The sequence below is a fragment of the Hymenobacter sp. BT188 genome (assembly GCF_014333585.1).
Taxonomy (GTDB): Bacteria; Bacteroidota; Bacteroidia; order Cytophagales; family Hymenobacteraceae; genus Hymenobacter.
Map to the genome: position 1 here is coordinate 705,500 of NZ_JACSCW010000003.1, position 13,868 is coordinate 719,367.

General features: G+C 55.2%; 11 protein-coding genes. 8 read left to right on the forward strand and 3 right to left on the reverse strand.

Annotated features, from left to right (window positions below):
- Window positions 1–193: 193 nt before the first annotated feature.
- From H8B13_RS11150 to H8B13_RS11160, 3 genes are all read right to left on the reverse strand, one after another.
- Window positions 194–586: a heavy-metal-associated domain-containing protein gene (locus H8B13_RS11150; protein ID WP_187310860.1), complete on the reverse strand. Its 393-nt coding sequence runs from the start codon at window positions 584–586 to the stop codon at window positions 194–196.
- A gap of 81 nt (window positions 587–667) precedes the next feature.
- A complete protein-coding gene (locus tag H8B13_RS11155; RefSeq protein WP_187310861.1) occupies window positions 668–2,974 on the reverse strand; it encodes a TonB-dependent receptor plug domain-containing protein in 2,307 nt (768 codons plus the stop codon).
- A 102-nt stretch (window positions 2,975–3,076) separates the two neighbouring features.
- A complete protein-coding gene (locus tag H8B13_RS11160) occupies window positions 3,077–3,631 on the reverse strand; it encodes a hypothetical protein (protein ID WP_187310862.1) in 555 nt (184 codons plus the stop codon).
- Window positions 3,632–3,915: 284 nt separating this feature from the next.
- Here H8B13_RS11160 and mraZ point away from each other — a divergent pair, with 284 nt between their 5' ends.
- The 8 genes from mraZ (at window position 3,916) to H8B13_RS11200 (ending at window position 13,859) form a co-directional block, all read left to right on the forward strand.
- Complete coding sequence (mraZ, locus tag H8B13_RS11165) at window positions 3,916–4,389, forward strand: division/cell wall cluster transcriptional repressor MraZ (protein WP_166074599.1); 474 nt, start codon at window positions 3,916–3,918, stop codon at window positions 4,387–4,389.
- Window positions 4,386–5,333, forward strand: coding sequence for a 16S rRNA (cytosine(1402)-N(4))-methyltransferase RsmH (gene rsmH / locus H8B13_RS11170; protein ID WP_187310863.1), 948 nt, complete (start codon window positions 4,386–4,388; stop codon window positions 5,331–5,333). Before mraZ ends, rsmH begins: the two co-directional genes overlap by 4 nt.
- 33 nt (window positions 5,334–5,366) lie before the next feature.
- A complete protein-coding gene (locus tag H8B13_RS21040) occupies window positions 5,367–5,966 on the forward strand; it encodes an FtsL-like putative cell division protein (RefSeq protein WP_315985129.1) in 600 nt (199 codons plus the stop codon).
- 91 nt (window positions 5,967–6,057) lie between these two features.
- Window positions 6,058–8,397, forward strand: coding sequence for a penicillin-binding protein (locus H8B13_RS11180; protein WP_261990315.1), 2,340 nt, complete (start codon window positions 6,058–6,060; stop codon window positions 8,395–8,397).
- A gap of 22 nt (window positions 8,398–8,419) precedes the next feature.
- Entirely contained in the window at window positions 8,420–9,907 is a 1,488-nt protein-coding gene (locus tag H8B13_RS11185) for a UDP-N-acetylmuramoyl-L-alanyl-D-glutamate--2,6-diaminopimelate ligase (RefSeq protein WP_410054433.1), read from the forward strand.
- Window positions 9,908–10,017: 110 nt separating this feature from the next.
- Window positions 10,018–11,238 carry a phospho-N-acetylmuramoyl-pentapeptide-transferase gene (mraY, locus tag H8B13_RS11190; RefSeq protein ID WP_133273611.1) on the forward strand — a complete coding sequence of 407 codons (1,221 nt, stop codon included), beginning with the start codon at window positions 10,018–10,020 and terminating at the stop codon, window positions 11,236–11,238.
- 52 nt (window positions 11,239–11,290) lie between these two features.
- The gene (gene murD / locus H8B13_RS11195; RefSeq protein ID WP_187310865.1) at window positions 11,291–12,670 is read left to right on the forward strand and encodes a UDP-N-acetylmuramoyl-L-alanine--D-glutamate ligase; all 1,380 of its coding nucleotides are present in this window, start codon (window positions 11,291–11,293) and stop codon (window positions 12,668–12,670) included.
- A gap of 10 nt (window positions 12,671–12,680) precedes the next feature.
- Entirely contained in the window at window positions 12,681–13,859 is a 1,179-nt protein-coding gene (locus H8B13_RS11200; protein WP_187310866.1) for an FtsW/RodA/SpoVE family cell cycle protein, read from the forward strand.
- The last annotated feature ends 9 nt before the right edge of the window (window positions 13,860–13,868 follow it).

Genomic DNA, 13,868 nt, shown 5'->3' on the forward strand with positions numbered 1-13,868 from the left:
AGATATATTCTCGTTTTGTAAGTATTGCCGGAAAAGTTTCAACGTTCCCAGAGCATATATTCTGAGCCTTTTTCTATGATGGCTTATATATGAAGCTGAGATAATAAAAAGCTTATGAAGTGATTCAAAAACTCAAAGCCAGCAAAAAGCCCGGACCATTATTAGTCCGGGCTTTTTGCTGGCTCATATGTGACTAGTGCTTGGCTCCGTCGCTGTGAACAGGGTTGGTTTTTTTGCAGCAGTCCGGCAGCTTATCGTAGGCTCGGGCGTCGGCGGGCTGGGCGTCGGCGTCATATCCGGTTCGCTGTACGGCTGTGCGGAGGGCAGCGGGATTAGTCTTATCAGGACGATACGTGACTGTGAGCATCTGGGTAGGTACGTCGAGGTTGGCAGCCTGAACACCTTTCTCGTAAGCCAGCGACTTCTCAAGTCGGGTCTTGCACATGTCGCATACGGCGGAGGTTTTGAGCGCTATCTGCGCCGTAGCATCAGCTTTTGCTTTGGCAGTTGCCTTTGTTTGGGCGTGGGCCAGCGGTGCTAAGGCTACCAATAGGAAGGTGAATAGGATGGACTTAAGGCGATTCATATGAAGAGTGTTTTTTGAGTGAAAAACGAAAGTATAAGATGCTGGGGGGCTTTTTATCTGCAACAGTATTTAGCTGGGAAACTACTCCAGCCGAAAGCGAAAACCAAAGTAAGTCATTCGACCATACACTGGCCCCCAGACCATTGCTGCGTCAAAATTCGGCCCAAATGGGTCGTTGGCTCCCATGATGGGGTCGCGCTGGCGATAGTTCGTTAGGTTCTCAACCCCAATATATGCTTCCCAGTGCTTGAAGGCGCGTGTAACCTGGGTGTTGAATAAGGCGAAGCGTGGCGCTGTAGGCAGTGGCTGGCCCGGTACGTGCCCTCCATGCTGCCCACTCTCGCCGGGGCTCATAGCCAGGGGGCGTTTGCCAAAACCCTGCATCGTCAGGTCGGCGCGCCATTTATCGAAAGCGGTAGCGTAGGCTACATTGGCAAAAATACGATGGGGTGACGTGAGCGGCCTAGGCAGCAACTGGCCCGTATAATCGGTGCGAACATCCAGGTATTTATAGGCGGCTTTAGCCTCCAAGCCCTTTACTGGCTCTACCTGCACTTCGGCCTGGAAGCTGCGCGAGTAGGAGCGGCCGCCCGGCAGCAAATTGCTGATATTAAGCTGATAGGGAGAGTAATAGGCATCAGCTACTACCTGGTTCTGAAACTCAGTGTGGTAGTAGTCGGTTACGAAGGTAGCGGGCTTGCCTAGCAGCGTAAAGTATTGGGTAAAACTGCCCCCCACGTTCCAGGCTTGCTCCGCCCGCAGGTTATTCGACACTACAAAGTCGCGGGAGCTAACGAGCATGCCCGTATTTTCGGCAATGGGATTGGCCGTGCGGAAACCCGACCCGCCGGCCAGGCGCAGTACCGTATTCTTGGTAGCGTCGTACTTGATATTGAGGCGGGGCGTCAGAAACCAGCCGTACAGGTTGTGGCGGTCGAGGCGCAGGCCCCCGACTACCGTCAGGTTACGAGCGTTCTGGTACGTGTACTCGGCGAAGGCGCCCGGTACCCGTTCCTGGCGGATGCGGTTTTCGCGCTGGTAGCGCTGGGCGGGCGTTTCGGAGGGCGCGGAGGCGTAGTCAGGCTGTAGTAAAACCTCGCGGTAATTATCGTGCAGATAGCTAAGGCCCACTCGGTAGGTATGGGCGGTGTTGCCCAGTACACTTTGAAACAGCAAGGTGGCTAGACCCGTGCGTTGCCGCCCATCATAAGTGCGGCGGCCGTACTGAGAGTCAAACGCGTGGTCGGTGGCGGTTAGCATCAGGCCCAGGCTTTGATAGGGGCGGCCGGGCCAGGTGTAGGAGGTTTTGGAGTAGCCTGTGTAGCGGTCAGTCTCGAGCGAGGTGCCGTAGTACGGGTTGCCAGCTTCTTCCCGAAACCCTACTTGCCCACCCTGGCGGGTTTCGCGCAGAGCACCAAGTCCTAGTTCGCTCACAATGCCGTTGCCCGACTGGTATTTCCACTTATTGAACACGTTGTACTGGGTGGCGAGGGGCAAATCCAGAAAGCCGTCCTTATTGCGGTCGACGCGGTGGCCAAGGTGGTCGGAGTGCAGGAGCAGGGCTGTGCTGAGCTTCTTGCTGACGGGCGCTGAGAGGTTGAGGTTGAGGTCGAATTTGCCGAGGTCGTTGACGTAAGCATTGAAGAGCAGGCGGTCGGTTTTGGCGGGATCTTGCAGGCGCACATTCACTTGGCCAGCCATGCTTTCGTAGCCATTCACCACGGAGCCCATGCCCTTTATAATGTCGATACTCTCGATCCAGGGACCCGCCAGATAGCTCAGCCGGTAAGGCGTGGCCAAGCCGCGCAGAGCCGGCAGATTATCCACGGTAAGTAGAGAGTAAGCGCCATCTAGCCCCAGCAGCTGAATCTGCTTAGCGCCTGACACCGCATCGGTGGTCGACACCTCCACGGCAGCGTTGGTCTCGAAGCTCTCCGCGAGGTTACAGCAAGCCGACTTGGTCAAATCGCGGCTGGTAATGACTTGGGTATTAGTAGGTGTAAGACCGGAATAGGAGGGCGCACGCTCTTCCACGCGCACCTCGCCTAGCTCGGCCGAGCGGCGGAGCGCGATGCGCACAAAGGATTGCTCGGCGGCCCCAACAATAACAGTGTCAGGCCGATAGCCTAGTGCTTGAATGATGAGGCGATGAGAAGCCCCGCGGGCGGGCCGCAGGATGCTAAAAATGCCCCCCGCGTCGGTGTTTGTAGCGCCCGATTGATCTTCGAGCCAGCGCACTACGGCACCGGGCAGCGGCCCAGAGGCGGCAGCATCGGTCACTTGCCCACGTACGGGCAAACTGGCCGGAGTTTGAGCGGCGGCTGGTTCGCTGAGGAGTAGCAAAAAGCCCCCCAGCGCCAATAGCTTGCGCCCTGAAAAAGAATTCATAACAGTAAGAGTAGAAGTATTTCCAAAGACAATGACGGAGCCAAATGCCCCGCACGCCTGAGCCGATACAATTCAGCCAGGCCAAGTGACCAGGAGATATTTCTATACCACCAAAATGCAGCCGAAAGCGAGCAGCACGCGACCCGCGCGGGAAGGAGGCGAAGCGTCGGAGGCGAACCAGCGGCAAGCAGCTTGCGCCAGTAGGGGAGCAGCCGGAATGGGCGGCCAAACCGTGGTTGCTGGCCAAGGGCTGATAGCCGGACCAGCAAGAAATTTGCCCCCCAGCGAAGCGGGAGCAGGCGCACTCAGCTTGTGAAAATCGGTGGCAAGGTCGCAGCAGGCTTGCCTTAGCTGCGAGGCAACAGAAGCGCCACAATCAAGCGCTTCGTTGCTTGGCTGGCACGCATCAACAGCAGCACGGAAGGTGACGTTGGCCGTGCTGCGCCCACTCACGTTGCAGGTGCGCCGCTGCACCGTCAGCCCCACCGAAGCGGTGAGGATGAGCAAGGCCAGCAGACCGCTGAAAATCCGATGTGTAAGTGGGCGCTTCACGGGTGCAAAGATACGATACTGCGCTTGCAAAATGCGGCCGGAAAGGTGCAGGATATAGGGCACAAAGCCCGCGGAATTGTAAGTTGTTGTATCCAGCCGGAGCATTAGATGGGCAGCCTGAGAGCCAAGCCTTATTGAAGCAACTAAGTGCAGCAAGAAAGCTTACAATGCGCCCTAAAACAGATACTGACATTTTGGCAAAGGCTCTACCACCGCTTACCACTTTACTTACCAACACCAACATAATTCTATAAAAAAGCCTCCCAGTATCTTAAAAAATGCGTTTTTAGCTTGTGGTAGAAAATGGTAAATAGTGGTTGCCTTTTCATAGGCAATCTGTACTTTTGCTAACCTCCCTTTTTCGTGGCCTGTCGGCCTGATCTCTCCCTATGAATCTTCTCTCTGGCGAATATGAGTGCAAGCTTGACCCGAAAGGGCGCTTGGTGCTGCCCGCTAAAGTGAAGGGAAATCTGCCGGAAGCATCAGGCAACCAGCTGGTGCTGGTGCGCGGCTTTGAGCCTTGTCTGGTGCTGTACCCGCGTGCTGCCTGGCGCATCATCCACGATAAAGTGATGGCTCTCGATGAGTTCAACGAGGAGTACCGGCAGTTTCAGCGCAACTTCTTTCGCGGCATGACGGAAGTCGATTTCGACAGCATCGGCCGCTTTATGCTGCCGCGCACTATGCTGCGCTACGCCGGCATCGAGAAGGAAGCCATCATTGTGGGATTGGGCAACCGTTGCGAAATCTGGGACCCGGAGCGCTATGATGAGTTCCTGATTAAAGACCAGCAAAGCTTCTCTAAGCTGGCCCAGAAATTTTTGTCCACCGAAACGCCCCCCGGTGGGCAACTGGCCGCATGAGTACCGCGCAGCCCACAAACGGCTCGGTATATCACCGCCCCGTGATGCTGGCCGAGTGCCTGCGAGCGCTGGATATCAAGCCCGAAGGCCGCTACGTAGATGTTACGTTTGGCGGCGGCGGGCACTCCAAGCCTATTCTGGAAAAGCTCACCACCGGTCACCTCTACAGCTTCGATCAGGACGCGGATGCTGAGCACGAAGCCGCTGCTCTGGCCGGCCCCAACTTTACTTTCATCCGCGCCAACTTCCGCGACTTGCAGCAGGAGCTAGCTGCCCACGGTGCCCTACCCGTAGATGGAATACTAGCCGATTTGGGAGTTTCCTCGCATCAGTTTGATACCGCCGAGCGCGGCTTCAGCACCCGCTTCGATGGCCCGCTGGATATGCGCATGGACCCGGAAGCCGACCGCACCGCCGCCGAGGTAGTCGCTGAGTATTCGGAGGCCGAGCTGCACCGCATCTTCGGGATGTACGGCGAGGTGACCAACGCCCGTACCTTAGCCAATACGCTCGTGACGGCGCGGCGCGGCCAAGCTGTGCGGACTATCGGCGAGCTGAAAAAAGCAATTGCTCCCTGTACGCCCCGCGGCAAGGAGAATAAGTATTTAGCTCAAGTATTTCAGGCCCTGCGCATTGAGGTAAACGATGAGCTGGCGGCTTTGCAGGAAATGCTGTTGCAAACGGCTCAGGTACTGCGGCCCGGCGGTCGGCTGGTGGTCATGTCCTACCACTCTTTGGAGGATAGGCTGGTAAAGAACTTCATGGCCAAGGGGAAGTTTTTCGGCGAGGTCGAGAAGGACTTTTATGGCCACCAGCATACGCCCTTCACGGTGCTCACGCGCCGTCCGGTGGAAGCGTCGGCGGAAGAGGTAGCTGAGAATAGCCGTGCCCGCAGTGCCAAGCTGCGCATCGCGGAGCGGAGTCAGGAAAAAGCTAAGAGTTGAGTTGATATGGCTATAAATACGATCAAACCACCTGTGGCGACACCCCGCGCCAACGTGCCTCGGCCTGTAATTGCCCCCCCGGCACCCGAGCCCGAGCTACTGCCGGTGCATGAGCCGGAGCCAGAACCGGCGGAGGAAGCCCCCCGCGCCCCGCGCCCGACAAAGCCGCGCAGCTCCTGGAGCGTGTTTACGCTGCTTGAGCGCATTACGCGCATGGATGGTCTGTTTCGGGAAGGCTTGCCGGTGCGCTACCTGCCGCACGTGCTGTTCATCATGTTCCTGACCTTGCTTTACATCGGCAACACGCACTACGGCTACCGCATGAACCGCAACATCCAGAAGCTGAAGTTGGAAACTGAAGATTTGCGCGCTGACTATACAACCCTGAAATCTGACTACATGGAGGCCAGCAAGCAGAGTGAGGTAGCTCGCAAGGTGGCCGCTTATGGCTTGGTCGAAAGCTCCTCGCCACCGTTCCGCATCACTGTGCCTGCTGGTCGTCTCGACGAAGCAGAGCTTGATAAACTGCCCATCATCACAGCCGATTCATTGATGGCGCGGGCTGTGCGCGATTCATTGGCTACCGTCGCTGCTGACTCAGTAGCGCTGGCGGAGGGCGAAATCGAGGAGTAGGCAACGGCTTCGGGCTCTAGCCCAACTTATGGTTTTCGGGAGTCAAAAAATCCCCCCAGGTATTTATTCAACGCAATACACACGGAATACTTTGAAAGGCAACGTTAAAAAATCCATCGTTACCCGCGTACGGCTGGCGTTTTTGGGTGTCTGCCTATTTTCGGCGGCCATCGTGTGGAAGGTGACGCGGATTCAGTTTAAGGAAGGTGACCGGTGGCGGGCATTGGAGCAGGAGCGCCGGGTGGTATACCAGCCCGTATTTGCCACCCGCGGCACTATTCTGTCGGACAACGGCAGCATCATGGCCACCTCGTTACCTTTTTACCGCGTGGCCTGGGACCCAAGTGTGGTCGATAAGCAACTGTTAAATCGAAACGTAGACTCGCTGGCTTTGCTCCTGTCGCAATTCTTCGGTGACCGTTCGGCCAAGGAATATAAGCGCAAGCTGATGAACGCCAAAAACTCGAAAGAGACGGTGCGCTACCTGCGGCTGAATTCACGGCAAATCAATTATCAGGACAAAAAGAAGCTGGCCCAGTGGCCTATTTTCCGGTCTGGCAAGAACAAAGGCGGCGTAATTTTCGAGAAGGTTGACAAGCGTTTTCGGCCTTTCGGTGGCTTGGCCCAGCGGACTGTGGGCTTCCTGAATGAAGATAAAAATGGCGCGGGGCTGGAGTTTACTTACAACAGCCAGCTAGCCGGCAAAGACGGCGAAGCACTGTTTGAGCGGCTGCCAGGAGGCAACAAACCCATCTATGATGGTACCGAAATAAAGCCCCTGCCCGGCTACGATATCAAGACGACCATTGACATCAACTTGCAGGATGTGGCCGAAAATGCCCTCTACAAGTCGTTGGTGGATAATGATGCGCAATACGGCTGCGTGATTCTGATGGAAGTGCAGTCGGGGGAAATCAAGGCTGTGGCCAACCTGGGCAAGGCGGCCGATGGCGTGTACCGCGAGGACTACAACTACGCTATTGCTGACCAGGGCCGCACCGAGCCAGGTTCAACCTTCAAGCTGGCGTCGATGATGGCCTTGTTTGAGGACAACCCTGATTTGGAACTAACGGACATGGTGGATACCGGCAACGGTCGCATGTACATCGGCGGGGCCGTGAAAACCGACTCGCACGCCAACGGTAAGATTTCAGTGCAGAAAGTGGTGGAGCAATCCTCCAATATTGGGGTTGCCAAGCTAATAAATGACCATTTTCAGCAGAAGCCCGACAAGTACACTGATTATCTCAAGCGGTTTGGACTTGATAAGCCATTGGGTTTTCAGATGCACGGCGAGGCTCGGCCTTACGTGAAAGACCCCACCGACCGGAGTTGGAGTCGCACCTCGCTCACCACCATGAGCATCGGGTACGAGCTGAAATTAGCCCCCCTGCAAACGCTGGCTTTCTACAATGCCATTGCCAACGATGGCGTGAAAATCCAGCCTATCATCGTAAAGGAAATCAGACAGGCTGATAAGGTGATTGAGCAGTTTGAGCCCAAAATTCTAAATCCTAAAATCTGCTCGGAAGAAACCTTGCGTAAAGTGCGCGCGATGCTGGAAGGCGTAGTGCTGCAAGGCACGGCCAAAGCTATCAAATCCAACGACTTCAGCATTGCGGGCAAAACGGGCACTGCCTGGAAGTTTAAGAATGGCCAGTACACGCGCACGTATTCCACCAGCTTCTGCGGCTACTTCCCGGCCGATAAGCCTAAGTACAGCTGCATCGTAGTGGTCGATTCGCCGAAGCGGGGCCGTATTTATGGCTCTGACGTGGCGGCGCCAGTTTTCCGCGAAGTGGCCGACAAAGCCATGGCCCGCGACATTGCCAGCCAGCGCCCCTTGCTGGCTCGGGTGCCACTGAATAAAACCCAGGTGCCCGTGGTGAAAGCAGGTTTGCAGGATGAGTTGACGCTGGTATGCGAAAAGCTTGGTGTGAACCAACAGTCGCAAGCGACGGGGGAAGAATGGGTTCGGGCCGATACCAATACTCGCTCGTTGGCCTGGCATGCGCAGCCCGTGCGCCGCGGCCAAGTGCCCGACGTAAGTGGCATGACGCTACGCGACGCGCTGTTTTTGCTTGAAAACCGTGGGTTGCGCGTGCGGGCCTTGGGCAGCGGACGTGTGCACCGGCAGTCAGTAGCAGCTGGTACGCCCTTGCGGCGTGGCACTTTGGTGACTTTAGAGTTGCAGCCTATCGGCGCCATGGCGGGCACCAAGCCACAGCCCCCGCCGGCCCCCACCAAACTGGTTGAAAACAAGTTGCTTACCCCCGCCGATCCGGACCCAGCCAAAGCACGAGCTAAGCTACTGCTGCGCCAAGAGCAACTGAAAAAGAAGTTGCGAGAAGAAGAATCAGAGCCAGTAGAAGCCAAAAAGCCGGAAGTCGGCAAGAATAAAAAGAAGGTGTTAATAAGCAGCCTTCACTAGTACAAACTGCACCCAGAATACATTGACCAATTCAGCTCCCATAACGCACCAGTTAGTTGACCTGCTGCCCGCCGTAAAGGTGATAGCGCAGCATGGCCCTACCGATGTAGTGGTGCAAGGCCTTACGCTAGACTCGCGGCAAGCTGGCCCCAGTATGGTGTTTTTTGCTCTGCGCGGCGCCCAAACCGACGGCCACCAGTTCATCGACAAAGCCGTAACCCAGGGTACGGCGGTCGTGGTGTGCGAAAATTTGCCCCCCAGCCTCGACCCGGCCACCGCTTACGTGCAGGTGCCCGATAGCGCTGAAGCTATGGCCCATATTGCAGCGGCATTTTACGGCCATCCTTCGCGCCAACTACAGCTGATAGGCGTGACGGGCACCAACGGCAAAACCACCTGCGCTACGCTGCTGCATAAGCTGTTCCGGGAGTTAGGCTACCACGTAGGCTTGCTCTCTACGGTGCAAAATCAGATTGACGATGAAGTCATTCCGGCTACCCACACCACCCCCGATGCCATTCGGCTGAATGAATTGCTGGCCCGGATGCTGCGCGCTGGCTGCACTTACGTGTTTATGGAGGTCAGCTCACATGCCGTTGTGCAGCATCGAACGACCGCTTTGCGCTTTGTGGGGGGCATTTTTACCAATCTCACCCACGACCACCTCGATTATCACGGCACTTTCGATGAATACCTGAAGGCCAAGAAGGGCTTCTTCGATCAGCTCGGTAAAGAGGCCTTTGCATTAACCAATGCCGACGACAAGCGCGGTCCGGTGATGCTCCAAAACACTGCCGCCCGCCGCGAAACCTATTCGTTGCGCAGCATGGCTACGTTCCGAGCAAAGCTGCTGGAAAATGCGGTACATGGCCTGCATCTGGAAGTAGATGGGCGCGAGGTTCAGTTTCGCCTGATTGGGGTTTTCAACGCCTATAACCTGCTGGCCGTGTATGGAGCAGCCGTATTGTTAGGTGAAGACCCGACGGAAGTGCTTACCGTGCTGTCGGGCCTGACGTCGGCGCCAGGCCGCTTCGAACCTATTGTAGCTGCGCGCACCCGCATTACTGGCATTGTAGATTATGCCCATACGCCAGACGCGCTGGAAAATGTACTCTCAACGATTGCCCAGATTCGCCAGCCCAGTCAGCAGGTAATTACGGTGGTGGGCTGCGGTGGCAACCGCGACGCGGCCAAGCGCCCTGTGATGGCCAACCTGGCGGTCAAAGGCTCCAACCGCGTGGTACTCACCTCCGATAATCCTCGCTTTGAAGATCCTAATGCCATTCTAACTCAAATGCAGGCCGGCGTGCAAGCGCAGGATTTGGGTAAAGTTTTGACGATTCCAGATCGGCGCGAGGCCATCAAAACGGCCGTTGCATTGGCGCAGCCCGGCGATATTGTGCTGGTAGCCGGCAAGGGCCATGAGACCTACCAGGAGGTACAAGGCGTGCGGGGGGCATTTGATGATAAGCAGGTCTTGCAAGAGATGTTCGATTTGCTCAATAAATGACCCATGCGCTACAGTAAAAATCCTGAAAACACAACGTTTGACCTCAACCTAAAAAACTAAACCTTTGCATCTTGGCCTAATTCCACTTTCTATCCGCTGACCCCTCGCCCATGCTTTATTACCTCTTTACGTACCTCAGTGAGCACTACAATCTGCCTGGGGCGGGCGTGTTTCAATTTATCTCGTTTCGGGCGGCTATGGCCGTTATTACTTCCCTGCTTATTGCGCAGGTTTTTGGTAAAAGTCTGATCCGAATTTTGCAGAAAAAGCAGGTGGGCGAAAGCATCCGTGACTTGGGATTGCAAGGGCAACTAGAGAAGAAAGGTACCCCAACTATGGGTGGCCTGATTATCATTCTGGCGATTCTGGTGCCCGTGTTGCTGTTTGCCAAGCTCGACAATATCTATATCGTGCTGATGCTGCTGAGTACGGTATGGTTGGGGCTGATCGGGTTTCTGGACGACTATATAAAAGTGTTCCAGAAAAATAAAGAAGGCTTGAGCGGACGCTTCAAAGTACTGGGACAAATCGGTTTGGGAATTACAGTGGGATGGGTGCTGTTTTTCAGCAATGATGTAACAGTCCGCCAATACTTGCTGCCCAATGGGCAGCTTTCTGCCGTTGATGCCAGCACCGTGTATCAGGACGTGAAGCTGATGATTACCACTATTCCTTTTGCCAAGAACAATGAGCTGAACTACGGCAACCTGTTTGCATACGCCGGCCCGTACTTCAATGGCCTCTACAGCTTCCTCTACATTCCCATTGTTATCCTCATCATCACGGCCGTAAGCAACGGTGCCAACATTACGGACGGGCTCGACGGTCTGGCGGCGGGCACTTCCGCTATTATCGGTATTACACTGGCCATTTTCGCTTTCGTGAGTGGCAACGCGCTGCTGGCTGACTATCTGGACATTATGTTCATTCCGAACTCGGGTGAGCTGGTGATATTCTGTACGGCTTTCGTGGGAGCCTGCGTGGGTTTCTTGTGGTATAACAGCTATCCAGCCCAGGTTTTTATGGGCGACACGGGTTCTTTAGCCATCGGTGGCATCATTGCGGTGCTGGCTCTTATCATTCGCAAAGAATTGTTGATTCCGGTGCTGTGCGGAGTGTTTTTGATTGAAAACCTCTCGGTAATCGTGCAGGTAAGCTACTTCAAATACACGCGCCGCAAGTATGGGGAAGGTCGCCGCTTGCTGCGCATGTCGCCCTTACATCACCACTACCAAAAGCTTGGCTACCACGAATCCAAAATTGTGTCGCGCTTCTGGATTGTGGGCATTATGCTGGCTGTCTTCACCCTGGTAACCCTCAAACTTCGCTAAAGGCTACCCCGCGGTGTAAGACTACATCGCCAGATACTCAAGTTTATAAGTCATGCAAATAGTCATTCTCGGAGCAGCAGAAAGTGGGGTAGGGGCGGCGCTGTTGGCGCAAGCCAAAGGCCACGCTGTCTTCGTGTCCGACGGTGGCTCTATTAAGCCCGCTTATAAGGAGAAGCTGACCCAGGCCGGTATTCGCTTCGAGGAAAACCAGCATACGCTGGATGAAATCCTGCGCGCCGACGAAGTAGTGAAAAGCCCCGGTATTCCGGAAAAAGCGCCCATCATTCAAGCTCTACGCGCGAAAGGCACCCCTATCATTTCCGAAATCGAGCTGGCGGGCCGCTATACGCAGGCTAAATGCATCTGCATTACCGGCACGAATGGCAAGACAACGACCACGCTGCTCACGTATCATTTGCTAAAGGAAGCTGGCCTGAGTGTGGGGCTAGCTGGCAATGTGGGCCACAGTCTCGCCGAGCAGGTCATTGACGATAAGCACGACTACTATGTGGTGGAACTGAGCAGCTTTCAACTCGACGACACCCACGATTTTGCCCCCTGGCTGGCCATCCTGCTCAATATTACGCCCGACCACCTCGACCGCTATGGCTACAGCCTCGAAAACTATGCGGCGGCCAAAATGCGGGTTGCCCACAACGTAAGCCGTTATTTTATCTATAATGCCGGTGACCCAGAAACGCGGAAAGCAGTAGCAGCCTCGGGGGCTGAAAAAAATGCCTTGGCATTTGATCAGCAATTCGATGGTCATACGGGCAAAAAATTAGCTGCTTGGTACGGACAAGATGGAACGCTGCGGCTGCATTTGCCCGAATGGGCGGAAAGTCGGTTTGATAGCGTCAAGGTTGCCAACTCGCCGCTCATTGGTCAGCACAATCAACAGAACATGGCGGCCGCTATCCTCGTGGCTCGAGTCGTTGGGCTGTCGCCGGAGCAAATTGAGAAGGGCTTGGTTTCCTTCAAAAATGCTCCCCACCGTCTGCAATTAGTGGGAGAAGTCAACGGTGTTAAGTTTATCAACGATAGCAAAGCTACCAACGTGGAGGCAGCATGGTTTGCCCTTGATGGCGTGCAGCAGTCCATCGTCTGGATTGCCGGCGGTACGGATAAGGGCAACGACTACACTTCCTTACTGCCGCTGGCAAAGCAAAAAGCGAAAGCATTGATCTGTCTCGGCGTTGATAATGAAAAGCTGAAGGCCAGCTTCAGTACTGTTGTCCCACACTTGGAGGAAACCCAAAGCATAGAAACGGCCGTGCGTCGTGCCGCTGAGTTGGCCGCGCCCGGCGACGTAGTGCTGCTTTCACCCGCCTGCGCCAGCTTTGATCTATTCAAAAACTACGAAGACCGCGGGCAGCAATTCACCGCCGCTGTGGAAAAATTGACCCTAGAAAAATCAGTGCCATCAGCCTAATCTGCGATTTATGGAACCCGTAAAACTCTGGCTGCAACGCAACCTCAAAGGCGACCCCATTTTGTGGGGCATTGTGCTGTTGTTCTCCTTTATCAGCATCGCGGTTGTGTACTCAGCTACGGGTACGCTGGCCTACAAGAAAATGGAGGGCAATACGGAATATTTCTTGGTGAAGCACACGGGTTTGATCTTAGTTGGGTTGGGCTTCATGTGGCTGGCGCATCGCATCGACTATAGGTACTACTCGCGCCTGTCACTGTATGCGTTATTGCTGTCGGTGCCGCTGTTGCTGTTTACCTATTTCATGGGCTCGAACATCAACGAAGCCTCGCGGTGGCTTACGATTCCGGTCATCAACCAAACATTCCAGCCTTCCGACCTAGCCAAGCTGGCGCTGATTTCGCACTTGGCGAGTATGCTCAGCCGTCGGCAGCAGCATGTGCAGGATTTCAAAACGACGCTGCTACCGGTAATGCTGTGGGTGGGTTTGATCTGCGGCATTATCATCATGAGTAATGCCTCTACGGCGCTGCTGTTATTTGCTACCTGCTTACTGCTCATGTTTATTGGTCGGGTGCCACTCAAGCAAATGGCGGTAATGGTGCTTATTGGCGCGGTGGTAGGCGGCATTGGTCTTTCCTCCGGGCAGCGCTACAAAACGGTACTTACCCGCATTGAGAGCTTTACCGACAAGACCAAGCCGGTACCTTTTCAGCTGGAGCACAGCTACATCGCCATTGCTACGGGCGGCATTAGTGGGAAAGGCCCCGGCAAAAGCACCGAGCGCAACATTCTGCCCCACCCGTATTCCGACTTTATCTACGCCGTTATAATTGAGGAATATGGCCTCATCGGAGGCGTGGTAGTCCTGTTCCTGTATCTGGCTTTCCTCTATCGTGGGCTGAACACCGTTATTCATAGCTACGGCGCCTTTGGGGGGCTTTTATCGGCAGGGCTAACCTTTAGTTTGGTCTTACAGGCGATGGTAAATATGGGCGTGGCCGTAGGTCTAGGCCCCATCACTGGTCTGCCGCTGCCGCTGCTTAGCATGGGCGGTACCTCCCTAATTTTCACGGGTATCAGCATTGGTATTATTCTGAGCGTCAGTCGTGGCGAGCGTGAAATTCGCCCCATGACGGGCGAGCCCGAGGACACCGCTCGCATTCCGAAGAAAACCGCCTACGCTTAAAAAAACAGA